The 23,888-nt window shown below is 41.0% G+C and carries 21 protein-coding genes; 12 read left to right on the top strand and 9 right to left on the bottom strand.

Going from position 1 to position 23,888, the window contains the following annotated elements; translation table 11 throughout:
* Positions 1 to 33 precede the first annotated feature (33 nt).
* The gene (locus AACP56_RS09675; protein ID WP_339337327.1) at positions 34 to 597 is read right to left on the bottom strand and encodes a helix-turn-helix domain-containing protein; all 564 of its coding nucleotides are present in this window, start codon (positions 595 to 597) and stop codon (positions 34 to 36) included.
* 253 nt (positions 598 to 850) lie between these two features.
* Here AACP56_RS09675 and AACP56_RS09680 point away from each other — a divergent pair, with 253 nt between their 5' ends.
* The 8 genes from AACP56_RS09680 to AACP56_RS09715 all read left to right on the top strand — a co-directional run bounded on the left by AACP56_RS09680 (position 851) and on the right by AACP56_RS09715 (position 13,157).
* A complete protein-coding gene (locus AACP56_RS09680; RefSeq protein ID WP_249601195.1) occupies positions 851 to 1,696 on the top strand; it encodes an RteC domain-containing protein in 846 nt (281 codons plus the stop codon).
* Positions 1,697 to 1,959: 263 nt separating this feature from the next.
* Entirely contained in the window at positions 1,960 to 2,313 is a 354-nt protein-coding gene (locus AACP56_RS09685; protein ID WP_249601196.1) for a helix-turn-helix domain-containing protein, read from the top strand.
* Between the two features lie 12 nt (positions 2,314 to 2,325).
* Positions 2,326 to 2,634 (top strand): helix-turn-helix domain-containing protein, encoded by a 309-nt coding sequence (locus tag AACP56_RS09690; protein ID WP_002978404.1) that lies wholly within the window; start codon positions 2,326 to 2,328, stop codon positions 2,632 to 2,634.
* An 85-nt stretch (positions 2,635 to 2,719) separates the two neighbouring features.
* Complete coding sequence (locus tag AACP56_RS09695; RefSeq protein ID WP_249601197.1) at positions 2,720 to 4,195, top strand: DUF3945 domain-containing protein; 1,476 nt, start codon at positions 2,720 to 2,722, stop codon at positions 4,193 to 4,195.
* Positions 4,196 to 4,201: 6 nt separating this feature from the next.
* Positions 4,202 to 6,295, top strand: coding sequence for a type IA DNA topoisomerase (locus AACP56_RS09700; protein ID WP_249601198.1), 2,094 nt, complete (start codon positions 4,202 to 4,204; stop codon positions 6,293 to 6,295).
* The gene (locus AACP56_RS09705) at positions 6,285 to 7,166 is read left to right on the top strand and encodes an ORF6N domain-containing protein (RefSeq protein WP_249601199.1); all 882 of its coding nucleotides are present in this window, start codon (positions 6,285 to 6,287) and stop codon (positions 7,164 to 7,166) included. The genes AACP56_RS09700 and AACP56_RS09705 overlap by 11 nt, the downstream gene beginning before the upstream one ends.
* 146 nt (positions 7,167 to 7,312) lie before the next feature.
* Positions 7,313 to 7,750 (top strand): DUF1896 domain-containing protein, encoded by a 438-nt coding sequence (locus tag AACP56_RS09710; RefSeq protein ID WP_120181168.1) that lies wholly within the window; start codon positions 7,313 to 7,315, stop codon positions 7,748 to 7,750.
* The gene (locus AACP56_RS09715) at positions 7,737 to 13,157 is read left to right on the top strand and encodes an N-6 DNA methylase (RefSeq protein WP_120181169.1); all 5,421 of its coding nucleotides are present in this window, start codon (positions 7,737 to 7,739) and stop codon (positions 13,155 to 13,157) included. Before AACP56_RS09710 ends, AACP56_RS09715 begins: the two co-directional genes overlap by 14 nt.
* Before the next feature lie 54 nt (positions 13,158 to 13,211).
* On the opposite strand, the gene mobC is transcribed toward AACP56_RS09715, so the two are convergent.
* The 7 genes from mobC to mobA all read right to left on the bottom strand — a co-directional run bounded on the left by mobC (position 13,212) and on the right by mobA (position 19,265).
* Complete coding sequence (gene mobC / locus AACP56_RS09720) at positions 13,212 to 15,212, bottom strand: conjugal transfer protein MobC (protein ID WP_120181170.1); 2,001 nt, start codon at positions 15,210 to 15,212, stop codon at positions 13,212 to 13,214.
* Between the two features lie 225 nt (positions 15,213 to 15,437).
* A complete protein-coding gene (locus AACP56_RS09725) occupies positions 15,438 to 15,971 on the bottom strand; it encodes a GNAT family N-acetyltransferase (RefSeq protein WP_120181171.1) in 534 nt (177 codons plus the stop codon).
* Positions 15,972 to 16,430, bottom strand: coding sequence for a GNAT family N-acetyltransferase (locus AACP56_RS09730; RefSeq protein ID WP_120181172.1), 459 nt, complete (start codon positions 16,428 to 16,430; stop codon positions 15,972 to 15,974).
* Between the two features lie 16 nt (positions 16,431 to 16,446).
* Entirely contained in the window at positions 16,447 to 16,776 is a 330-nt protein-coding gene (locus AACP56_RS09735; RefSeq protein ID WP_120181173.1) for a DMT family transporter, read from the bottom strand.
* Positions 16,777 to 16,851: 75 nt separating this feature from the next.
* Positions 16,852 to 17,415: a Crp/Fnr family transcriptional regulator gene (locus tag AACP56_RS09740; RefSeq protein ID WP_120181174.1), complete on the bottom strand. Its 564-nt coding sequence runs from the start codon at positions 17,413 to 17,415 to the stop codon at positions 16,852 to 16,854.
* Positions 17,416 to 17,541: 126 nt separating this feature from the next.
* Positions 17,542 to 18,825 (bottom strand): conjugal transfer protein MobB, encoded by a 1,284-nt coding sequence (gene mobB, locus AACP56_RS09745; protein ID WP_120181175.1) that lies wholly within the window; start codon positions 18,823 to 18,825, stop codon positions 17,542 to 17,544.
* Positions 18,826 to 18,827: 2 nt separating this feature from the next.
* A complete protein-coding gene (mobA, locus tag AACP56_RS09750; protein ID WP_120181176.1) occupies positions 18,828 to 19,265 on the bottom strand; it encodes a conjugal transfer protein MobA in 438 nt (145 codons plus the stop codon).
* 699 nt (positions 19,266 to 19,964) lie between these two features.
* On the opposite strand from mobA, the gene AACP56_RS09755 reads away from it, so the two are divergent.
* Genes AACP56_RS09755 through AACP56_RS09770 form a run of 4 tightly spaced genes read left to right on the top strand, consistent with a single transcriptional unit; the run spans position 19,965 to position 22,102 of the window.
* Positions 19,965 to 20,732, top strand: coding sequence for a ParA family protein (locus tag AACP56_RS09755; protein WP_019974889.1), 768 nt, complete (start codon positions 19,965 to 19,967; stop codon positions 20,730 to 20,732).
* Between the two features lie 12 nt (positions 20,733 to 20,744).
* Entirely contained in the window at positions 20,745 to 21,149 is a 405-nt protein-coding gene (locus AACP56_RS09760) for a DUF3408 domain-containing protein (protein ID WP_066434606.1), read from the top strand.
* Positions 21,149 to 21,454, top strand: coding sequence for a DUF3408 domain-containing protein (locus AACP56_RS09765; RefSeq protein ID WP_066434593.1), 306 nt, complete (start codon positions 21,149 to 21,151; stop codon positions 21,452 to 21,454). The genes AACP56_RS09760 and AACP56_RS09765 overlap by 1 nt, the downstream gene beginning before the upstream one ends.
* Before the next feature lie 12 nt (positions 21,455 to 21,466).
* Positions 21,467 to 22,102 carry a hypothetical protein gene (locus tag AACP56_RS09770; RefSeq protein ID WP_019974892.1) on the top strand — a complete coding sequence of 212 codons (636 nt, stop codon included), beginning with the start codon at positions 21,467 to 21,469 and terminating at the stop codon, positions 22,100 to 22,102.
* 56 nt (positions 22,103 to 22,158) lie between these two features.
* Here AACP56_RS09770 and AACP56_RS09775 read toward each other — a convergent pair whose 3' ends face one another.
* Positions 22,159 to 23,817, bottom strand: a complete 1,659-nt coding sequence (locus AACP56_RS09775; RefSeq protein WP_019974893.1) for an ATP-binding protein — start codon at positions 23,815 to 23,817, stop codon at positions 22,159 to 22,161.
* Positions 23,818 to 23,888 lie beyond the last annotated feature (71 nt).

Raw genomic sequence — 23,888 nt, forward strand, 5'->3', positions numbered from 1 at the left:
TGTGAAATTATGGGTTTGATTTGTAAGATTTACTTAAACCTTATCCAAAGGCTTGCGCTTGTCTTCCCGTATCTGCTTGAAATGGCTTGGTGTAAGTCCGGTTACTTTCTTGAACTGGTTGCTCAAATACGCCACGCTCGAATAATTCATACGGTCGGCAATTTCGCTTAAAGACAGCTCATCATATACCAAAAGCTCTTTTGCCTTTTCTACTTTCTGTGCGATAAAATATTTCTCAATGGTCGTGCCCTCAATATCGGAAAACAGGTTGGAAAGATAGTTGTAGTCGTTGTGCAGCGCATCGCTCAATACATCCGAAAGATTGGTTTTGGCATCATTGTCCTGATGGTGCACCAAATCAATGATAACATTTTTTATCTTCTCAATCATCCGGCTCTTTTTGTCGTCAATGACCTGAAAGCCCAAAGGGTCTAAAACATTTTCCAATGCTTCACGCTCTTTTGTGGTTAAATCTTTTTTAAGGGTTATTTCGCCCAACTTTATATTGTTAGCCTCTATACCGAGCTTGTCGAGTTCGTTTTGAACTACGAGAATACAACGGTTGCAGACCATATTTTTGATAAATAATTTGCTCATATTTCCCTAAATCACTGTTCATATTATTGCATAAATACGCAAAGACAAATTTAGGATTAAAATTTAAGTATTTATTGATTGTGAGCGACTAAGTGATACGGGTAAGGTTTTTTACAGGAGAAAACAGGCATAAATGGTTCAAAATCTTCCCCATTGTAGGGGCATATTGGCAGTTAAATCCCTGTTTATTAATAACATTTGTGCAGGTACACTGTATCAGTAACAAAGTATCAGTAACAAAATCCTCCCTACTATGAGAAAATCATTAGGCAATATTGTTAGCGAAATTCAGGAGAAGGAACGGAAACTATCACTTACGTGCTCGGGGCTGATTGAAGAGGCTTTTCAAATGACGGTTTATCTTCAGGAGCTACTGGTTTCGTCAAAAGAATGTGTTTTAAATTCGGGCTTTGTCAATGAGGCAAAAGAGATTGAGTTTTTCAAAATGGTTAAACCCCAAATCCTGGGCAAACTCATCTACTACAATAAGCTCTACCGGATAGAAACCGCTTGCCCGGTTAATAACGGGAAAATGTATCATACTTATTTCGCTAACCATTTACAGGAGTTAAAGATTGAATTTAGGGAACATATCTGCAACTCCCATTTTTATAGGTACTACCGTTCGGGCAGGGTGGATAAGGATAACGAATACTTTAAGCGAGGGCAGATAAATTACCTCGATGGGCTTAACAGTTACGTCTTTGAAATCGACCCGCAATTCTCTACCTATTACGATTACAAAGTAGCCCGCATCATCGCTAATGACCTATTATACGCCTACCTCTTAACCAAAATCAACCCCGAAGATAATCTCGATGTATATTTTCAGAACGCAGAAGGTATCAAAGAACTTTCTTGGACGGACAGCAAAAACGCACTGGTTGAGCTGATGTATGCCCTGTACGCATCGGGCGCTATTTCAGGTGGTAAAATCGGCATCCGAAAGCTCACTGCCATTTCGCAGGTCTTATTCCGAATTTCACTGACCGATGTGCATCACGCATTCCATAGAATGAAAACCCGTGCAGGCTCACGGACATTATTTTTAGACCAGTTGAAACAGGCTCTTGAAGAATATATGGATAAGGATTTATAAATAGTCCGTCCGTAAAGGGTTTGAAAGCAATACACATTCCGTATTGCTTTTTTTTGTGCCTGCACTTACCCATATATGCCAATTGGCAAATGGACTTATTTCCATAACCGAAAAATGGGAAAATCTACCGAAACTCTTATTTAATAAGGGTTTACGACAAATTGTAAAATTTTCAAAAAAACGCTTTTTCAATTGGCAAGCATTGGCAGACAAACACTGCCACAGTTCTGAATTTTGTCCTGTGAACATTAAACAGCAGTGCTATGAACATTATAACAGTTGACGAAGAAGTGTGGAAGCACCTCAATGAACGGTTGAAAGCCATAAGCGAATATATCCTCAAACTTGAAGATACAAGTTACGATAGCTTATGGCTCAACAATCACGAAGTCTGCCAGTATCTCCACATCAGCGAAAAAACATTGTGGCGTATGCGTACCAACGGGCAGATTGCTTTTTCAAAAATGTATGGACAGTATTACTATACGATTGGTGCTATCAAGGAAATGCTCAACGCAAACGCTGTGCAGACCACCAATGAATATGTAGAAGAGCTTATGGCGAAAGGCAAAAGCTATATCGAAAAAGGCAGAAAGCTGAAATCAGGTAATAATTAAAGGCGTACTCGTATGAATATCGACAAAATGGAATTTGTGGCGTGGATGGAACGCATAATGGATAGGCTTGACATTCTCGGCAACCACATAGACGATTTACAAAAGAAGCGCAACAGCATAGACGGCGAGGAATTACTGGATAATCAGGATTTATTGCAAATGTTGAAAATAAGTAACCGTTCCCTGCAACGGTATCGCTCCATCGGCAAGCTCCCTTATTATACCATTAGCGGAAAACTGTATTACAAGCTGTCCGATGTGCATCAGTTCATCAGGGAAAGTTTTAACCCTCCCTTGCCCAAACTGGATGCCAATAAGTGACAAACACTGCCTTTGACTGCCACATAATGCAAATCAGTGAAGGCTTCCTTTACATTCGACAGTGAATTTTTAAAATTTTCAGATTATGAGCGAAGAAACAACTAATAAACAGGATATGCCTGAACAGCTATCGGACATATTACTGGTGCTGGATAAAGAGAAAATGAAAATCCAAGCCGTAAAGAGTATTGACGAAAACGGGAAAATGGAAACCGTAGAACCCACAAAGAAGAACCAAAACCAGTTTATGCGTGTGGACAAAAGCGGTGATTTCTTTTCCAACTTCTTTTCCAATTTTTTCAGTCAGTTAAAGAACCCTACCAATTTTTCATTCTTCAAAGTGCCTGCACCTCTTGCTATTGATAAAGCACAGGAGTTGCAAAAGCAGGTAGATAAGCCTACTCCCGAGGGCGAAAAAGTGATGAAAGAATACGAAGTGAAGACAGAACCACAGCAGGATAAAAAACAAGAAAATCAAAATAATATGGCAACAGCACAAACAACACCGGAAGTAAGCGAATATCGCTACAAGCCGGAACAGATTGATTGGGACACAATGAAAAATCTCGGGTTAAGCAAGGAATATCTTGAAAAAAGAAACCTGCTTGACCCTTTGCTACGAGGTTACAAAACCAATGAACTTTTACCGATTGGCGTTAATTTCGGAGGTTCTGTTCTTCGCACAGATGCCCGCCTGTCTTTACAGCAAGCCGAAGATGGAAATGTTATCGTAGCAATACACGGTATCAAAAAAGAGCCTAACCTCCACTTCGAGTTTTTTGGTCACAAGTTTACCGATGAAGACAAGAAAAACCTGCTCGAAACGGGCAATATGGGGCGTGTCGTTAATTTGGTAAATTCCAAAACAGGCGAATTGATGCCGTCTATTATCAGTATTGACAGGCTGACAAACGATGTAATTGCATTACGGACAGAGTTCATAAAAATTCCCGATGAAATTAAGGGCGTAAAGCTGAATGAGGAACAAAAGCAAACTTTAATGGAGGGTAAACCGCTAAAGTTAGAGGGTATGATTTCCACCAAAGGAACGGAGTTCTCGGCAACAGTACAGTTCAATGCAGACAAGCGTTATGTGGAGTTCCTGTTTGACCGCAATAATTCCAACAGGCAAACCCAAAGCAACGGTCAAGCCCAAAGCAAAGGACAAAATAATCAGCAAAGCCAACCGCAGGAAGCTCCAAAAACATTTAGGGGCAAAGAGCTGACCGATGAGCAACATAAGGATTTCAAAGCAGGTCAAACCATCTACATTGATGGATTAAAAGATAAAAAAGGGCAACCTTATCAGGGCTATATCACTTTCAATAAGGATACAGGAAAAACCGGGTTCGAGTTTCCCAATCAGTATAAGGAAAGAGTAAAACCCACCGAAGCCCACAAAACGCAGACTGCCGTCAATTCGGAGGGCAAAACCAACGAAGCGACCAAAAACGTCCAAGAGCCTTTAAAGTCCGGGCAGCAAAGTCCAAAAAACAAGCAGCAGCAGGAACAACAGGAAAAGCCCGAAACCCCTGCAAAATCCAAAGGCAGAAAAATGTAGTACGATATGAAAACAATTATTGCAGAAAAACCAAGCGTAGCAAGGGAAATAGCCGGACTTGTGGGAGCATCCGATAAAAAGGACGGCTACCTGACAGGTAACGGCTATTTTGTTACGTGGGCATTCGGTCATTTAATAGGACTGGGAATGCCCGAAGATTATGGCATTTCGGGATTTGATAAAGCATCCCTGCCGATATTGCCCAACCCGTTTTTATTGACCGTCCGCAAGGTCAAAAAAGATAAAGGGTACACCGCCGATACTGGCGCATTAAAGCAATTGAAAGTCATTGAGCAACTTTTTAAGCAAAGCAACAGCATCATCGTTGCTACCGATGCAGGTCGTGAGGGCGAACTCATTTTCAGGTACATTTATGAGTACCTGAAATGCAACAAGCCTTTTGAACGCCTTTGGATAAGTTCACTTACCGAAAAGGCAATAAAGCAGGGTTTTGACAACCTGAAAGACGGGGCAGCATTTGACGGATTGTACCAGGCTGCGCAAGGCAGAAGCCGTGCCGACTGGCTTGTAGGCATCAATGCTACACAGGCATTGAGTATAGCCGCAGGTAACGGTATCTATTCGCTCGGAAGAGTGCAAACACCCACACTGGCTTTGATATGCAAACGCTACCTTGACAATAAGAATTTCACGGTAAAGAAATACTGGCAGATACAGTTGATGCACAACAAAACGCAGGTTGATTTCAAAAGTATTTCCGCTACCAAATGGGAAGAAAAGCAACTTGCCGATGATACCCTTAGAGCTATTCAGCGTGGCACAACGGCAACTGTTACCTCGGTAGAAACCAAAAGCGTTACAGAACAACCGCCCTTGCTTTTTGATTTGACAGGCTTACAAAAGGAAGCTAACAAAAGACTGAAATTATCTGCTGAAGCAACGCTTAATATCGCACAAAGCCTGTACGAAAAGAAATTTATCACGTACCCACGTACCGGAAGCAAATACATTCCTGAAGATATGTGGGCTGAAATTCCAAACCTTGTGCGGGCATTGCAGAACCGTGAAGATTGCAAGCAAGCCCTTACCAAAATCAAATGGGGACGGTTCAACAAACGTATCGTGAATGACCTCCGTGTAACGGACCATCACGGTTTGTTGATTACGGATAAAGTGCCGTCCGTACTCAATGCAGACGAAAACAAGATTTACAATATGATTGCGCTTCGGTTGCTCGAAGCCATATCACAAGCCTGTGTCAAAGAAATAACCGATGTATCATTACAGGTATTGCATTACGACTTTACGGCAAAAGGCTGTAAAATTCAGGAAGCGGGTTGGCGTTCCATCAAAGGAAGTTTTACCGATGATGGCGAAGAGCCGGTACAGGAACTACCTGAACTGAATAAAGGCGATGAACTCAAAATAAAGGAAGCCGCCGTTTTGGAAAAGCAGACCAAACCGCCAGTGCTTTACACCGAAGCCGGGCTTTTGTCGGCTATGGAAACCGCAGGGAAAGAAATCGAGAACGAGGAAGAGCGCAAAGCCCTCAAAAATATCGGTATCGGTACTCCGGCTACAAGAGCCGCCATTATCGAAACCCTGTTTACCCGCAATTATATCCAAAGGGATAAACGTTCATTAATCCCTACGGAAAAAGGATTGCAGGTGTACGGGCTTGTCAAAGACCGAAAAATTGCGGATGTGGCAATGACCGCCGAATGGGAATTGGCATTGCAGAAAATCGAGAACAACGAAGCGGATGCCGGAACATTTCAAAAGGAAATGGAAACCTATGCCAAATCCATTACCGATGAATTGCTGCAAACTTCTATTGCTCAAAACAACCTACCGAAGTTGGTTTGCCCTAAATGCAAAAGCCAGCAACTCATTATCCGTGATAAAATTGTGAAGTGTCCCGATGAGGTTTGTAGTTGGGTACAGTTCCGTATCGTCTGCGGTGTGCAAATCAGTATCGAAAATGTAACAAGCCTTGTCAATAAAGGCAAAACCTCTTTAATCAAAGGAATGACAAGCAAAGCAGGTAAGAAATTCGATGCGTATATCGTGTTGAATGCCGATTGTAGTACCTCTTTTGAGTTTGAGAAAAACAAAAGCAGTAAACGCAATGGAAAATAAACCGTCAATCGTACCCAAAGAAATCAGGAACCTGATTTATACTATCCGGGGCAAACAGGTAATGTTGGATAGTGACCTCGCTGCCTTATATCAGGTAGAAACAAAGAACCTGAACAAAGCCGTTAAAAGAAATATTGAGCGATTTCCTGTATCATTCTGCTTTCAACTGACCGAAGAGGAAGTTGAAAACTTGAGGTTCCAAATTGGAACCTCAAGTTTGAGCTACGGCGGCAGACGTTATTTACCCTATGTTTTTACCGAACAAGGCGTTGCAATGGCATCTGCCATACTCCGTTCAGACATAGCCGTTAAAATGAGTGTTGAAATAATGGAAGCCTTTGTAGAAATGCGGCGTATGCTTATTAGCAATGCTTCTTTGTTTCATCGTTTGGATAATATCGAGTTAAAGCAACTGGAAGCCGACCAAAAATTTGAAGAGATTTTTAAGGCTTTGGAAAGTGATAAGCTGCACAGCGAAAAAGGCATTTTCTATAACGGGCAGGTTTTTGATGCCTATGCCTTTGTTTCCGATATTATCCGCAATGCCACAAGTTCCATTATCCTGCTTGATAATTATGTGGATGATACCGTGCTTACGTTATTGGGGAAACGCAAAGACAATGTAACAGCCACAATCCTTACTAAAAATATCAGTAATCAATTACGGTTGGATTTACAACGCTACAATAGCCAATATCCTCCGGTAGATATTGAGCTTTTCTCCGATGCCCACGACCGTTTCTTGATTATTGACCATACAGAACTCTACCACATCGGGGCATCACTCAAAGACCTGGGCAAAAAATGGTTTGCCTTTTCAAGAATGGATATTGAAGTCGGCAGGATGCTTCAAATCTTGAATAAGCCATAAAAATGAACCTCCGAATTATCGGAGGTTTTTTGTTGCCTATTACGCCAAATCCTGCCTTTCAAAGCCAAACCCTGCAACATTCTCATAGGCATTTGCTCCTGCTTCTAATTTTAGGATTTAAGTAAAATTCTAAAACAAAATATAGTATGGATGTACAGCAAAAAGACCTATCGTATTTCAGATTACGACTGCAAGAACTGTTAAACAGTAGCTTCCCCGAAAAGGCACACGACCAAAAATTTATCGACCAGCGTTCTTCGTGGGCTTCCAATGCTTATGAGGGTGCTTTCAGGGCGGGAAACCCCATTGAGCAATGCAATGAAATAGCCAACTACATACTTTTTGAGGGCTTACACTTCTCCAAATTCGACACTGTTTTTCAGGTGGTATGCAATGAGTTTGATACCGTAATGGCAGATGAGGAACTGCGACCGTTTGCCCTTAAAATGTTCCCTGTCTGTGAGGCTGTTCTCGCAGGATATGAATTAACCGATGATTTCGCCTACGGTTATGAGTTTGATTTACTCTATACCGAACTGACTGGAACCATCGCAATATGGATAGAGGAAAATGGGCTTCAGTAAGAAGCAACATCTCCAACAGAATATTGATGCCCTGCGAATTGCTTTTAAACTGGAAAAGGAGAAACGGCAAGCCACCGTAGGCGAAAGACTGCTAATGATGCAATACAGCGGATTTGGCGGTCTTAAATTCGTGCTGAACCCCATAGCCAACGAAATAGACATCAATCATTGGAGAAAAACCGAACACGACCTTTTCCCTATTACGCAGGAACTCCACCAACTGCTCAAAGAAAATTCCGAAGACGATAAGCAATACCGCAGGTATGTGGACAGTATGAAAAGTTCCGTACTGACAGCTTTTTATACACCGCCACAGGTAATAGATGCGATTTCCGCAACCTTGCGTGAAAGAGGTCTGAACATTGATAAATTCCTTGAACCGTCCGCAGGTATCGGCTCATTCGTACAGTCCTTTTCGGAAAACCAACAAAGTATTACCGCTTATGAAAAAGACTTGCTCACAGGCAAGATTTTAAAACAGCTTTACCCCGAAAGCAATATCCGTGTAAGTGGTTTTGAAGAAATTCTCGAAAAGGAACAAAACAGCTATGATGTAATTGCCAGCAATATACCATTTGGCGATACTTCCGTTTTCGACCTTTCCTATTCCCGTAGCAGGGACAGTGCAAAAGTACAGGCAGCCCGAAGCATACACAATTACTTTTTTCTGAAAGGTGCTGATATGCTCCGTGAGGGCGGTTTGTTGGTTTACATTACTTCACAGGGCATTCTGAACAGCCCTAAGAACGAACCCATACGCAAGGCGTTAATGCAGGATAATAATCTGGTTTCGGTTGTTCGCTTACCCAACAATCTTTTTACAGAATATGCAGGTACAGAAGTCGGAAGCGACCTGATTATCCTGCAAAAGAATACGGCAAAACAAAATCTGACCGAAAGGGAAGATCTGTTTTGCCAAAGCAGGCAAACAGAATACAATACACCTGGTAATGCACTCTTTCAGGACAACACAAGGATTGTGCATACCGAACGTAAATTAGATACCGACCCATACGGACAACCTGCATTAATCTATACGCATAAAGACGGCGTTGAGGGAATTGCCAAAGATTTAAAACAAATGCTTTCCGAAGATTTTGGCAAGCACCTGAATATAGGTTTGTACAAAGGCGAACGGAACGATGAACCTATAATACAAATTCCGATTGAACCAACGGTTACACCTCCGGTTATTGAGCCTGTAATCATTCAGCCAAAACCGCAACCTGTACCCACGCCTGTAACCCATCGGGAAAGCCCACAGGAATTAAAGCAACTAAGCATCTTCGACCTGTTTGAAAATGCGGACGAACCTGTAATGGTTGCTGCTCCGCCCAAAAGAACCACGCAAGCCAAAAGGCAAAGCACTAAAACAAACCGCCGTGCAATAGGTCGCCAAACCGACCTGTTCAGTGCGATGCAACAACCTTATACGCCTCCTGTTACTAATAGACCTACCAATGGAAATACATCAGCCAACGGCAAAAAACAGGAAGTTATCGGCGACCTGTTTTCAAGTATCAATGAGAATGGCCAAGCTGATAAGCCAGCTATTCCCGATACCATTCCCGAACCTGCTCCGTACAGTGGCAAACTGCAATCGTTCCATCGCAACGATTGCCTTGTGGTGGATAATGGTTGGGTCGGTCATCTGCAAGATGTAGATATAGCAGACGGTACGGCTGTATTCCACCCTTTACAGTTACCGACCTTACAGAAAGCAAGAGCCGAAGCGTATATCGGGGTGCGTGATGTTTACCAACAGCTTTACACAAAAGAGGCACAGCATCAGACCGAATACAAAGAAGAAAGGGAAAACCTTAATCGCCTTTACGATGCCTTTATTAAAAGGTACGGCAACCTCAACAGTGCCGATAATATCAAGCTCATCAAAACGGATAGTTCCGGTAAGGAAATCCCTTATTTGGAACGTGTTATTGGTGGCGTGGTACACAAAGCCGATATATTCAGCAGACCTGTTAGTTTTTCTACTATAACCATAGCAACGGATAATCCCGAAGAAGCGTTATCAGCTTCGTTGAACAAGTACGGAAGCGTGGATTTGGACTTTATGTCCGAAATCAGCGGTATGCCTGACGATGCTTTGAAAGAAGCCTTACACGGTCGTATCTACTACAATCCACTTCAAAAGGAATATGAAATAGCCGAACGCTGGATTGCAGGGAACGTAGTGGAAAAAGCGGAGAAAGTCAGAGCCTATCTCGAAAGCAATCCCGATGATACACAAGCCAAAGAAAGCCTTACCGTATTAGAGGAAGCAAGACCAATACGAATTGAATTTGAAGAACTCGATTTTAATCTGGGCGAACGCTGGATACCCACAGGTATTTATGCCCGGTTTGCATCGCACCTGTTCGATGCAGAAGTCCGTGTCCATTATTCCGACAGTGCCGATGACTTTTCCGTAACCTGCAAACAGAAGAACGTACACATTTGGGAGAAATACGCCGTCAAAGCCCAAAGCCGGACGTATGATGGGATTGCCCTGCTCAAACACGCCCTTGTCAATACCACGCCCGATATTTCAAAAACAATAACGGTTGAAGGCAAAGATGTCAAAGTGCGGGATATGGAAGCCATACAAATGGCGAATACTAAGATTGATGAAATCCGCAACGCCTTTACCGATTGGCTTCACGCCCAAAACGATGAGTTCAAAACAAGGCTGACCGACCAATATAATGATACGTTTAACTGTTTCGTCCGCCCTAACTACGACGGCACACATCAGGAGTTTCCGGGATTAGACTGCAAGGGCTTAGGCATTAATGACCTGTATTCGAGCCAAAAGGATGCCGTTTGGATGATAAAGCTCAACAACGGGGCAATTTGCGACCACGAAGTAGGTGCAGGAAAAACGTTGGTAATGTGTACGGCTGCACAGGAAATGAAGCGTTTGGGGTTAGCCCATAAGCCTATGATTATCGGGCTGAAAAGCAATGTTCACGAAATTGCCGAAGCCTACCGCACGGCTTACCCACACGCAAAAATTCTGTTTCCTGGCAAGGAAGATTTTACGCCCCAAAAACGCCTGCGGATTTTTGGCGACATTAAAAACAACGATTGGGATTGTGTGATACTGACACACGACCAATTCGGAATGATACCGCAATCGCCCGAAATTCAAAAAGAAATACTCCAAATAGAATTAGACAGCGTAGAGCGTAACCTCGATGCCCTGCAATCGCAAGGCAAGGAAGTTACCAGAGGGATGCTTGCCGGAGTAATCAAGCGGAAAGAAAACCTCGAAGTCAAGCTCAAAACCCTGCAACACGATATTGAAAACCGAAAAGATGATGTGGTGGATTTTAAGATGATGGGCATTGACCACTTGTTCGTTGATGAAAGCCACCAATTCAAAAACCTGATGTTCAACACAAGGCATACAAGGGTTGCCGGATTGGGCAATGTGGACGGAAGCCAAAAAGCATTGAACCTGCTCTTTGCTATCCGTACTATTCAGGAGCGTACCAATGCGGATATGGGAGCAACCTTTCTTTCAGGAACTACCATCAGCAACTCATTAACGGAACTATATCTGCTGTTCAAATACCTGCGACCACGGGCATTGGAAAAACAGGGCATTCATTCTTTTGATGCGTGGGCAGCTATCTATGCAAGGAAAACGACCGATTATGAATTTTCTGTTGCTAACAACATTGTAGCTAAAGAACGTTTCCGATACTTTATCAAAGTGCCGGAACTGGCACAATTCTACTCCGAAATTACGGATTACCGAACGGCAAAAGATATAGGAATTGACCGCCCCAATAAGAACGAGGTGTTGTACAATATACCGCCTACTCCCGACCAGGAAGAATTTATCCAAAGTCTGATGGAATTTGCAAAAACAGGAAAAGGAGAACTACTCGGAAGAGCACCTTTATCTCCATCGGAAGAAAAAGCAAAGATGCTCATCGCAACGGACTACGCCCGTAAAATGTCTTTGGATATGCGGATGGTAAGCGGTGCGTATGATGACCACCCCGATAACAAGGCTTCGCATTGTGCGGCAAACATTACCAAGTATTACAACCAATACAACGCACAGAAAGGAACACAGTTCGTTTTCTCCGATTTGGGAACCTACAAGCCGGGCGAATGGAATGTGTACTCCGAAATCAAACGCAAGCTCGTGGAAGACCACGGCATACCTGCAAACGAAATCCGTTTTATACAGGAAGGCAAAAATGATAAGCAACGTAAGGAACTTATCAAAGGAATGAACGAGGGCAAAATCCGTGTGTTGTTCGGTTCCACAAGTATGCTCGGAACTGGCGTGAACGCACAGAAAAGAGCCGTTGCCGTTCATCATCTCGATACGCCGTGGCGACCAAGCGACCTTGCTCAAAGGGACGGCAGAGCCGTTCGAAAAGGTAATGAGATTGCCAAATTCTTTGCCGATAACAAAGTAGATGTGATTATCTATGCCGTAGAAAAATCATTGGATAGTTACAAGTTCAATCTGTTGTACAATAAGCAACTTTTTATAGACCAATTAAAAAACAATAACCTCGGCAAACGTACTATTGACGAGGGCAGTATGGACGAAAAATCGGGAATGAATTTTTCGGAATACGTGGCTATCCTATCAGGAAATACAGACCTGTTGGATAAAGCCAAATTGGAAAAACAGATTGCCGGGTTGGAAAGCGAAAAACAGGCGTTCAACCGTTCAAAGTATAGTGCGAAGTACAAATTGGAAGATTATACGGAAATGTTGCAAAGCACTCAATCTCGTTTAAACCGTATGAGCCTTGATTGGAATAATCTGCAAGAGCGTATCCAAAAACGGTCAGACGGTACAATCGTAAATCCTGTACAGTTGGATGGCTTACCGCCCAATGCCGATATTAAACAAATCGGTGCAAAACTCAACCAGATTGCGGACAAAGCCCGAACCGGAGGTCAGTATGAAGAAATCGGTACGTTATACGGATTTACGCTTTTGGTAAAAACGGAAATGTCCGAAAAAGAGGGTGTGGATATAAGGGTAAACCGTTTTTTGGTACAGGGCGAGGGCAATATCAAATATACCTACAACAACGGTGTGATTGCTAAAGATGAAAAGCTGGCTGCTACGAACTTCCTTAATGCACTGGAGAAATTGCCCGGCTATATCGAGCAGGAGCACAAGAAAATTACGGAGATACAAAAAGACCTGCCCATTCTTCAGGAAGTGGTTAACGGTACTTGGTCGAAAGAAAGTAAACTGGGCGAACTCAAAACGGAACTGGCTGCCGTAGAAAGAAAGATACAGCTATCTATTACACCAGAAACCAAACAAGATGCTCCGGAGCAGGCAGAAAAGCAGAAAGAAGCTCCAAAGGTTCAGGAAAGCATTATACGGACAAAAGGTATTCATTTGCCTCGTGGCGTATTGTAAAACCTGAACGGGCAGGCAATAAAAAAGGGAGGTCATTTAAGCCTCCCTTTTAAATTATCCGTCCTGTACCAAATGCTGCAAGTTCGGGTCATTCTTGATACGCTCCATTTCGCTAACAACAATATTCAGGATGTCTTTTTTTATCTGTTTGTAATTGCTTTCAATTTCCTGCTTCATTTTATCCTCGCCCTGCTCATTTACAAAAGATAAGATTTGGGGTATCTTTTGGTAGGCTTTGGTTTCGGCGGCTACCTTTTCATTATCTACCACGATTTCGGCGTGAAATATCTTTTGCTCGATACGTTCATCAAAGTTATCCGATACAGAACCGACAAACATACCCTGTGTAAGCGTTGAAATTTTGGAAGCCGGAATAAGGCTGTCTAACTGTGTGGAAATAGAGGTGGATTTATCATTGCGGTTAATGGTCATACTCTGACGTTTCTGTAATACTTTACCGAAACGCTCCGAAAGACTTTTTGCCGTTTCTCCAACCACCTGACCACTGAATATATTACCTACCGTATTCTGTATTACCTTGCTTTCCTTGTCGCCGTAATCCCTCGTTAATTGCGAAAAATCCTGGAAGCCCAAACATACTGCCACCTTATTACTTCTCGCAGTTGCAATAAGATTATCCAGTCCTCTGAAGTAAATCGTGGGTAACTCATCTATGATAACCGAACTCTTTAATTGTCCTTTTTTGTTGATGAGCTTGACAATTCGGGAATTGTACAACCCTAATGCTGCTGAATAAATATTTTGGCGGTCGGGATTGTTACCCACGCACAAAATCTTCGGCTCGTTCGGGTTATTGATGTCGAGTGTAAAATCATCCCCGGTCATTACCCAGTACAACTGCGGGCTAATCATTCTTGACAAAGGTATTTTTGCCGATGCTATCTGCCCTTGTAACTGGTCTTGTGCGCCACCTTGCCACGCATCCATAAAGGGCGACAAATAGTTTTCCAAATCGGGGTATGAGGTTAAAATCGTGAATACGTCCGAATACTTTTTGTTCAGCAATTCAATGGCGTGTGGGAACGTACAATACTTGCCATCCTCATAGATTTTCAGATACCAAATAATAGCAGCTAAAAGAATAATTGGGCTTTCCACGAAAAAATCGCCTTGCTTCTGTATCCACGACCTGTTGAGGTTTAGCATTATGGTATAAGCCGCTTCGTAAGCATCAGAAATGTCGGTCATAAAATCGGGATTGAGTGGATTACAACGGTGGCTCTTGCGTGGGTCGTCGAAATTTATCACGTAAAATTTCGGCTGTACCTTGTATTTATCCCGGTGCTTTAGTAAATGATTGTAGGCGATAGTCGAAAGGTCGTCAAACTTGAAATCGTAGATGTACATACTAAAGCCTTTTTCTATCTGCTGCTTGATGTAGTTGTTTACGATGGCATAAGATTTACCGGAACCCGGAGTACCCAACACGATTGATGCCCTGAAAGGATTTACAATGTTTATCCAACCGTTGTTCCATTTGCCTTTGTAGTAAAATTTGGTGGGCAGGTTGACGGAATACTCGTTTTCCATCAGCTTGGTTTCCTGTTGAAAGCTCTCGTTTTCGTTATTGAAAACATCGTCCATTAGGTTGGTACGGAGCAATCGGCTCATCCATACGCCTGCCATCAGCAAGGCGATATAACCTAACGAGATAGTAAGAATATACAGAAATGTGCTTGTTGCGGGGGATAGCTTTAGCAATGGTGTGTTCAGGAAGAACAGCGCAAAGCCAATGCCCAACGCCACATAAATTTTAGACCAGGTTATCTTCTCATTCTTTACACCCTTTGTCCCTAAGCAACTCAAAGCCAGTAAAACCAAAGCGAATGCTTTTGTATAAAGGGTATGTGAAAACAAGCCCGCCGTACGGTCGAAATTGCCTAACATCTTGTTGATTACTTCCAACGTCCAGCCACGTTCTAAAAAGAAACCGTAGCAGAACCAATAAAGGTGCATCAGCACCAAAAGAATACTGACTGCCCGCATAAAAGCCATTATTTTGGCAAGCCCTCTTAAATCGTCTTCTCCCTGCATTATTTTAAGTTTTAATGTTCGGGCGTGAATTTAAAGGCTGTTGCTGTCGGCTCTTAAAATATGGCAGTAAGTGGCGTTGTGTGGCAGTATTTGGCAGATTAGTATAAAATGAAAAAGGTAGCAAATCGCTACCTTTTCAACCTTATTGTAAAATTGATTTTGTCCTTATTCTTTCTCAAAAGTAACGGCTTCGTCCATCTCGCCCCTTGTGAGGCTCAATTTAATTTACAAAATCCTCTCTTCTAATTTTAATTTCATCATTATATCGGTTTGTTCATCATCGCCTAATTTGAAAATATGCTTGTCAAATTCAACAAAACCATTTTTCTTATAAAAGCTGATTGCCCGAGGATTTTCTTCCCAAACACCTAACCAAACGTAGTGTGCATTTTTCTGTTTGGCAATTTCAATAGCTTTTTCATAAAGCACTTGTCCGACTTTTTTACCGTGAAATTCCTTTAAAACATAAATGCGTTCAATTTCAAGTGCTGTGTCGTCTTGCAATTCTGTTTGCGATTGCCCGAAATTGATTTTCAAATAACCAACTAATTCGTTTTCAGATAAGGCAAAATAAAACTCGGAACTTTCATTGTTCAATTCTTCTATTAGCTTTTCATTGGAAAATCCCTCCTCTAAATATGTTGTCATATTCTCTTCTGTATTACTCGAAGAAAATGTTTCTGAAAATGTTTGTCTGCCTATCTGTTGCAGTTGTTCAATATCGTTTAATGTTACTTTTCTTATTTCCATTGGTTCCATCTATTTTAAATTCCATTCGTAGTTAAGCCATTCGGTATTTTCTCTTGCTCCTAATCGTTCATAAAATTTCACTCCTACTTTATTCCACGGTGCAACCGTCCATTTTATTTGACTGCAATTATTTTGTTCTGCTTCAGTTTTTAACGCATTCATTAGTTGTTCGCCAATTTTCTGACCACGATAATTTTCGTCCACATAGAGCTCTTTCATATAAATAGCAGGACGGTTTTGGGCTGTATAAGGAAGAAAATAATAAACCAACATTCCTGCGATTTTATCATTATCTTCTGCCACAAGGCAATAAAAATCGGGTGGGTTTTTCTTAAATCCGCTGTTTCTGACAATTTCGGGTGTAATGGCAAAACTGTCAATGTATTTTTCAAAAACAGCCAATTCTTTCATTAAATGCCAAACTTTCTCGCTGTCCTTTTCTTCGGCTTTTCTTATTGTTATATTCATTTTTTTAAAACATTATTTAATGAGCTGATACGGCTTTCAGCCCGACAATCGAGCCTATTAAAGTGATAAGAAAAAGTATTCGCAGAAATGTTGCAGGCTCTTTAAATACAAGAATACCGACTAAAACTGTTCCGACTGCTCCGATACCTGTCCATACGGCATAAGCCGTTCCGATGGGCAAAGTTTGGGTTGCTTTAATCAAAAGTCCCATACTCATAGTAAGGGTAACGAGAAAACCTGCATACCACAAATACATTTCATTTCCTGTTGTTTCTTTTGCTTTTCCCAAACAGAATGCAAAAGCCACTTCAAACAACCCTGCTACAACTAAAATTATCCAATTCATTTCCTTTGTTCTTTATCTGCAAAGGTCGGAAACGGAATTGAGGTGAAATTTTACAAATGATAAAAAATGAGCCGTTCACTTTATTTCTGCCCTAATTCTGCTCAAACTGACTTGTGTTATACCTAAATAAGAAGCAATGTGTCCTAATTGCACTCGCTGGACTATATCGGGACTGTTTTTCAAAAGTTCCTTATATCGTTCGGTAGCTGTTCGGACTTGTCGAGAAATAAGCCTTTCTTCTGTTTTTATAAGTTCTTTTTCGGCAAATCTTCGCCCCCAATTTGCAATATGTATATCATTCTCAAAAAGTCTTTGTAAGACTGTTGTTTTCAGTTTATATAATTCGCAATCTTCCAACAACTCTACATTTTCATATCCTTTCTGATTGGCTATATAGCTTTTCATTGAAATAATAGTATCGCCCTCTTTGCCAAACCAAAAAGTGATTTCATCATTATCTTTATATGAATATGCTCTTGCTACACCTTTCTTTATAAAGTAGATGTTCTTTTCAATTTTATCAGCTCTCAAAAGAATATGCCCTTTTTTATATTTAACCTCTGTAATTGATTTCTTGAGCAATTCTTTTGAAGTATCTGGAAGCGGATATATATTCTCAAGTAAAAGGTCTATGTTCATTAATCCAATGCTGATTTGTTGTAACAAAATTACAAAATAAAAAAATGAGCTTCGTTATATGTGGTGTGAAGACTGAAGCTGTACAACCTTAAAAATGAAACATATATTTCAATCAATAGATATTTTTTACAACCTACTACCTTTCTTCTTTTTCTTCTTCATTTTATTGGCAAAATCCTGTTCCTCGTAATCTTCGCCCTGGGCTTCGGGCAATAAGCCTCCCAGTGCTTCAATCAAACCATCTTCGTGTTTACCAGTAGTTAAGAAGTCGAACAAATGGTGTGGTTCTTCCGCAGGAAGATCCGCATCATTTGATGTAGATATTTTCGGTTGTAATTCAACTGGCTCTTTAATCTCCGGTTTGATATTATTGTTCCAATAATCATTAAAGGCATTGGCAGAAAGTTCCTTGCTCAAACGTGAACCGTTCCAAACCGCTTTAGAATTGTGGTCTATAAATGTCATTCCGTAAATACGCCCTGTATCATTCCTCCGCACCACTACGTTAATTCCCTGCTCGGCTAATTGCTTCTTAAAGCCCATTTCATCAGTTGTTGATTTCAAGGCAATGGTAACGGCTGATTGTAAGGTCTGCTTGGTTGGACTATCTTTTAAATCCGTTTTGCATTTCGCAAAATACAGTTCCAAAGCCGGAAGCCCTGCATCTTTACCAAACAAAGAAGCCTTGAACGGATGCCCGGCTCTTTCGCCTTTCTCGTTTAAAGGAATGTATAATAAACCCTGCCGTAGCTGCCCCTGCAATTCGCCCTCTACTTTTTCGGTGGTAATATTGAACAGGGAAAGCAAGGCATTGTATTCGCCCAAAGTCTGAAACTTATAGTAATTTGGTAAGTGGCGAACTACTGAAGCGATTTGACTTTTCACATCTCCAGCTTTGTAGTTTACCGGGCGGAAAACCTTGTCGTTCTGCCGATGCTCCTTATCAGTTGCGGGTATCAATCCGTGTTTTCTTTCCAACTCACGGCACACATTCATAGACCGCATTTTCTCGAACTTGTCCGAAATCTTTTTACCCTCTTCGTCCACGCAAACCGATACAATGTGTATATGGCTGCGGTCAATATCCGTGTGTTTGAACACCACAAAAGGCTGTTCTCCGTAACCCATTTCCCGCATATACTGTTCTGCCATCTCCCTAAACTTATCATCGCTTACTTTATCATTCGGGTCAGGATTGAGCGAAATATGCAACGTATGTTTTTCGGTATTGCGGTTGGCTATCAGGTAAGGCGCAAAAGACTGGGCTAATTGTGCAACGGAATAATGCCCGTTAGCGGTTTCAATCATCTTATTGGCAAACAAAATCTGTCCGTTTTCATTCTCCACTTTGAGCTGATTGTACGCCAATGCTCCGTATAAATTTCCGCTTCTACCGATTTTCGCTATCATTTCTAAGGCTGTTTTTTCAGGTACTTTGCTTCAAATTCCTCGGTTAGCTGAATAATTTTTTGGCATAGCATCGCCATTTCAGCCGTCTGTTTTTCCAATTTGTAGAGGAACGCTGCCGCTTTTTTCTCGGAAAAATGCTTGTACAACAGCTTTACAATCTGGTTATAATTTACACCTATGGAACGGAACTGGCTGTGAAAAGAGGTTAGCCGCATATAAAAATCAACCGTTCCTTTGTCAATCTGAATGGTCTTTATGGTCTTGTCAAAGATGCAGGACGTTATGAAATGCGCCTTTACCTGCATACCTGATTTATCAAACAGGGTAAGAAAACGGGCGTGTTCCTGCTCGTTAAAGGAAATCGTATAGCGGATGGTCGCCGGGTCTTCTTTTGGGCGGCGTCCGGTCTTTTTCAATTGCTTTTTGTTGTTATCGTTCATCACTAATCCATTTTAAAATCCATACAAAACCCTGACTTCGGAAGGTGTTTTCTGCCCCCTGCAAAGGGCAAGTTGTTTTGAGCATCGGAAATCATTCCGAGATGCTCAAAACACAACTTGCCGTGTTCCGTTGAACACAAAAATCCGCCCTTCGGGACGGATTAAATGTAACAGGGAAAACGGCTCGATGCCGTTCCCGTTACCCTCCATTTTGTCAAAAGACTTTTGCATAAATCCGTTAATAATAATCATTGTACAAAGTAAAGCCCTACCTGTAAGAGTATTGCAATGCGATACCCGGACAAAGACTGCCTTTGAGTGCCAAACACTGCCACACCTCAATCAGCGGATAAATCAATCGCTTTATTTGCCGTATAATTTTAGTGCAGGTAGTAAAAAATGTATTTCGACAAAGAAGAAAATCAGGTTTGCAAACAGGCAGTTTGGAATAAAAGCATAAGGTTTTAAAAGCATAAAACAATAAAAGTGTAAAAGCATAAAAGCGGTAAAGCAATTTACCTATTGTAAGGTTTGCCACTTGCTAAAGAATGTGCCTGACAAGGCAAAAATGAAAGCAAATACCTGTGCAGGAAAGTACGCAAAAGGGAATGCAGGAATATAGGAATGAGGTAATAATCAGATAAACCAATATTCAATCCTGCAAAACAAATAAAGTGTGTAACAATAAATTTTTAAATAATGGAAACAACAAAGAAAACTTTAAAAATCAGCTTCTCCACCCAAAAAGGCGGTGTGGGAAAATCTACAATGACCACCTTGCTGGCAAGTGTGCTTCACTACCGTTTAGGTTTTAATGTGCTGGTGATGGACTGCGACTTTCCGCAACACAGCCTGACCAATATGCGTGAACGGGATAAGAGAACCATAATGCAGAACGACTACCATAAAAAGGCGGCAATGAAGCAGTTTCAAGCCATCAACAAAAAAGCGTACCCGATTATCAAATGCAAGGCTGAAACAGCTCTGGAGAAAGCATCGGAATACAGAAGCCAGTCGGCGGTTGTGCCGGATGTTATTTTCTTCGACCTGCCGGGAACAGCCAATACCAAAGGTGTACTGACAACCTTAAAAAAAATGGACTTCATCTTTTCGCCCATTACTGCCGACCGTTTGGTAGTGGAAAGTACATTGGGCTTTACCAAAGCCTTTCTCGGACTTCCCCAAACGGACGAGGGCAATCCCGAACAAGAGATGTGGCTGTTCTGGAACCAAGTGGATGGCAGGGAAAAAACAGGTTTGTATGATGCGTATCAAAGTGTCATCAAAGAACTCAACCTGCCCATAATGGAAACAAGGATAATGGACAGCAAGCGTTTCCGAAAGGAAACAGACGACACAGGCAGTTATGTATTCAGGTCAAGTTTGCTGCCTGCCGAACCACAGTTAATGAAAGCAACTAAAATGGATTTGTTTGTCGAGGAATTTTTAAAAATCACTCATCTATAAAAATAGTAAAGTATGGCTTCAGATAACAAAAACAACGATTTTGAAAAGCCCAATGTTGATGAGGAATACCTTATGAACGTCATAAGCGGCGATGAGCCTGTTGCTCCACCGACCATTAACAAAAAGCAGGATGTACCAAAGGAAAACAAGCCCAGGGAAAAAGCCCGTAACAGTTCATCAAAGAAAGCGGACTACGAGGAAACGTTTTTGGTCAATCGTTTTCCATCGGGGCGTAATGGCAAGGTCGTTTACATACGCCCTGAATACCACGAAAGATTGCTCCGCATCGTTCAACTGACAAGGGAAGAAAGAACAACGCTCTACTCTTACATTGACAATATTCTTGAACATCATTTCAGGGAGTACGGGGACGATATTACCGATTATTTCAATGAACATTTTAAACCCATTCTATAATGAAGAAAGATAAAAAGAACAGGAATACTGTTGCAGCCGGCAGCAACTCCGATACAGTTAGCAATACAGCTAAAACAACCTATGAAAACGCATTTATGCAAATGAATAAAATGCAGAAAAGAGGCAATAAAAGCATATACCTAAGTCCTGAACATCACGAGCGTTTAACCCGCATAGTCCAGATTATAGGCGATGATAAAATACCCTTGTTTGCCTATCTCAATAATATTCTTGAACATCATTTTAAAGTATTTGAAGATATGATTACAAAAGAGTTCAACGAAAAGTACAAAGGCTTGTTTTAAAAAACCTACGTTATGGAAATAGTAATTGTGATATGCCTGCTGATAGTCATTGTCCTGCTTTTACAGGATAAGATTGTCATTAAGAAAAGGACAAAACAAGAACCTCCGCAGAAGAAAGTCAATCCGAACCTGCCCGATATTATGGGGCAGCCAAAATCCGTAGAACGCCTTTCAATGCCAAACGCTGCCAATGAACGCCAAATTGAGGAACCGGAGATAAACCCCGCTAATTTAGACATTGAATACGACGAAAATGAAAACGTCGGCATTCAAATCCGCAAGGAAGAGCTGGACGAAGTTTTCAGTAATATACCTGATTTGGAGGAAGAGGAAGAAGATTGGAACAGGTACGGAATATCCGGTGGCGATGACGGTTTTGCCCAAGGGGTTACCTTTGAAGAACTAAGCTCCGTGGGGGTGTTGCTCCAAAAAGAAGAATTGGAACCAGCCCAAAAGGAAACAGCGATAGCCATAGTTCAAAAAATACAGGGAACCGAATTATTCAGCCTATTGGAGAATTCTATGGAAGATGCTTCCCGAAGAATAGCCGAGCTTTTGGATAGCACCCTTTCATCTGAAACGGAAGACAGTTCTTCCACTTTGCGGAAAAGTGATTTGAGTGATTTTGACATTGGGGAGTTTGTTTAGGCAAGCTCCCTTTTGTATGTTAGACACAAATTAAAAATTGTTCAAACGCTATAAAACTAAGTGCCCGCTATTTTTACAAATTTTGGAGTATCGAACTTCGGTGTAATTGTTGGCATATCTACTTTGACTGATATTGGCATTGGAAAATCAACTCCCATAATAATTGCTTCTCCTGACCCTAAAGATGGTAAAAAAGAAAGAGTTTCTTTATTGGCAGTCGAGCAAGCACTCGCGATTGCTTCCTTATCTTGATAATTTATCAGCCTATGAGTAATGAATGTTCCCATTTGACTTAGCGTACCAACAGGAATATCTCTTGGCATTTGTGTTGATAAACATAGAAATAATCCATATTTACGACTTTCTTTAGCAATGTTATCAAAAGCATTTAATTCTGTGCTTTCAAAATATTCATCCTTAATTTTCTTGTTTAAAAACTGATGGGCTTCATCTACAAAGAGAATTAGAGGATTTTCTCTGAAAATATTAGTTCGAGCTTTATTCAATAAGTATCTTCCCAATGAATTTGCCAAGATTTCTCTTGCCTGAAAATTATAAGGTACATTTTCAAAACCAATTCTTAAAATATTTAATTCTGGATTATTCAAAAACTCGTCTATCTTGGTTATTAGGTTATTTGTGGTTGGAGCATTAAATCCAAACATACCGGAATAATCATTGTCCGATATTACATTGTTAACACGCATTATTAAACTCGTTGCATTTCCATAATTTCTTTCATCTCTATTGTTTGCCCAACGGTCGTTGAATATTTGAAAACATTCATTCCCTATTTGCCTGTGGAGTAGATTTATACTGAAATTATTTATTGTGAAATCTTCTATAATAGATTTATAAGTAAAGTAGGCATTATTATATGCCGCAGTAATATTATTTTGTTTTACAACTAATCCATTATTTATAACTACTTGCTGACCCCTGAATGTAAAAGTATCGTTAGTTCCATCATTATTATGTCCATTATTAGGAATATTCCCTAATAAGCAATGTGCAACTTTTAACGACTTAATAGCTTCCAATAAAACGGGTTGCTGTACTTGTCCTGATGGTCTGAACAGAACGAATAAATCATTAATGGTTAAATTCTGATATGGAAAATAGCTTTCTGAAATCAGTGTTGAATGGTCAACTTTTGGATGAGCATCAAATGTAGAGTATTCTCCCGTTGGGTCTAAGATTATAGCTTTTGCTCCGGTTTCTATAACTCCCTCAATAAATTTGCTGATGGTATAACTTTTCCCTCCTCCTGTTGTACCAACAACCGCACAATGACGACTAAATATCGCTTGCAAAGAAATATCTACGGGAACATTTTTATCGTATATCAAATTCCCCATTCTAAAAGTAGGAGAATGTTCGATATTTTCGGGTTTTATGCCAAAGGTTTTGAAATGTGTAGAAAGAAATTCCGACGAACAAATGAATACCTTAGAACCAATGAGTGGGAGGCTATTTATCCCTTTTTCTATTCTACTCGGGTCAAACAAATCAAATGATAAAAGAATTTCTATTCTTCCTACTGGATGAAATGCTTTAGTTGAAAAAGTTCTTTCACTTAATTCCAACCGTTCTTTTTCAGGTAACGATATTTCCAACATTTTTCCCAGAAAACCTTTTTCCTCTCCCTCAACAACAATATAGTTTCCTACAAGTCCACCTCTCAACACTTCTGCGTGGTGAACAAATGTTTTCATCAAAACAGAAGACGGGAAATGCACTTTCACAAATGCAGGGGATACAAAATTTACATACCCAAGAAAATGAC

This window comes from Croceitalea sp. MTPC6 (assembly GCF_036985525.1).
Classification (GTDB): Bacteria; Bacteroidota; Bacteroidia; order Flavobacteriales; family Flavobacteriaceae; genus Croceitalea.

Bases quoted from the DNA above. Each gene is read 5' to 3' on its own strand.
- AACP56_RS09675 (WP_339337327.1), bottom strand. From the start codon at position 597: ATGAGCAAATTATTTATCAAAAATATGGTCTGCAACCGTTGTATTCTC.
- AACP56_RS09680 (WP_249601195.1), top strand. From the start codon at position 851: ATGAGAAAATCATTAGGCAATATTGTTAGCGAAATTCAGGAGAAGGAA.
- AACP56_RS09685 (WP_249601196.1), top strand. From the start codon at position 1,960: ATGAACATTATAACAGTTGACGAAGAAGTGTGGAAGCACCTCAATGAA.
- AACP56_RS09690 (WP_002978404.1), top strand. From the start codon at position 2,326: ATGAATATCGACAAAATGGAATTTGTGGCGTGGATGGAACGCATAATG.
- AACP56_RS09695 (WP_249601197.1), top strand. From the start codon at position 2,720: ATGAGCGAAGAAACAACTAATAAACAGGATATGCCTGAACAGCTATCG.
- AACP56_RS09700 (WP_249601198.1), top strand. From the start codon at position 4,202: ATGAAAACAATTATTGCAGAAAAACCAAGCGTAGCAAGGGAAATAGCC.
- AACP56_RS09705 (WP_249601199.1), top strand. From the start codon at position 6,285: ATGGAAAATAAACCGTCAATCGTACCCAAAGAAATCAGGAACCTGATT.
- AACP56_RS09710 (WP_120181168.1), top strand. From the start codon at position 7,313: ATGGATGTACAGCAAAAAGACCTATCGTATTTCAGATTACGACTGCAA.
- AACP56_RS09715 (WP_120181169.1), top strand. From the start codon at position 7,737: ATGGGCTTCAGTAAGAAGCAACATCTCCAACAGAATATTGATGCCCTG.
- mobC (WP_120181170.1), bottom strand. From the start codon at position 15,212: ATGCAGGGAGAAGACGATTTAAGAGGGCTTGCCAAAATAATGGCTTTT.
- AACP56_RS09725 (WP_120181171.1), bottom strand. From the start codon at position 15,971: ATGGAACCAATGGAAATAAGAAAAGTAACATTAAACGATATTGAACAA.
- AACP56_RS09730 (WP_120181172.1), bottom strand. From the start codon at position 16,430: ATGAATATAACAATAAGAAAAGCCGAAGAAAAGGACAGCGAGAAAGTT.
- AACP56_RS09735 (WP_120181173.1), bottom strand. From the start codon at position 16,776: ATGAATTGGATAATTTTAGTTGTAGCAGGGTTGTTTGAAGTGGCTTTT.
- AACP56_RS09740 (WP_120181174.1), bottom strand. From the start codon at position 17,415: ATGAACATAGACCTTTTACTTGAGAATATATATCCGCTTCCAGATACT.
- mobB (WP_120181175.1), bottom strand. From the start codon at position 18,825: ATGATAGCGAAAATCGGTAGAAGCGGAAATTTATACGGAGCATTGGCG.
- mobA (WP_120181176.1), bottom strand. From the start codon at position 19,265: ATGAACGATAACAACAAAAAGCAATTGAAAAAGACCGGACGCCGCCCA.
- AACP56_RS09755 (WP_019974889.1), top strand. From the start codon at position 19,965: ATGGAAACAACAAAGAAAACTTTAAAAATCAGCTTCTCCACCCAAAAA.
- AACP56_RS09760 (WP_066434606.1), top strand. From the start codon at position 20,745: ATGGCTTCAGATAACAAAAACAACGATTTTGAAAAGCCCAATGTTGAT.
- AACP56_RS09765 (WP_066434593.1), top strand. From the start codon at position 21,149: ATGAAGAAAGATAAAAAGAACAGGAATACTGTTGCAGCCGGCAGCAAC.
- AACP56_RS09770 (WP_019974892.1), top strand. From the start codon at position 21,467: ATGGAAATAGTAATTGTGATATGCCTGCTGATAGTCATTGTCCTGCTT.
- AACP56_RS09775 (WP_019974893.1), bottom strand. From the start codon at position 23,817: ATGAAAACATTTGTTCACCACGCAGAAGTGTTGAGAGGTGGACTTGTA.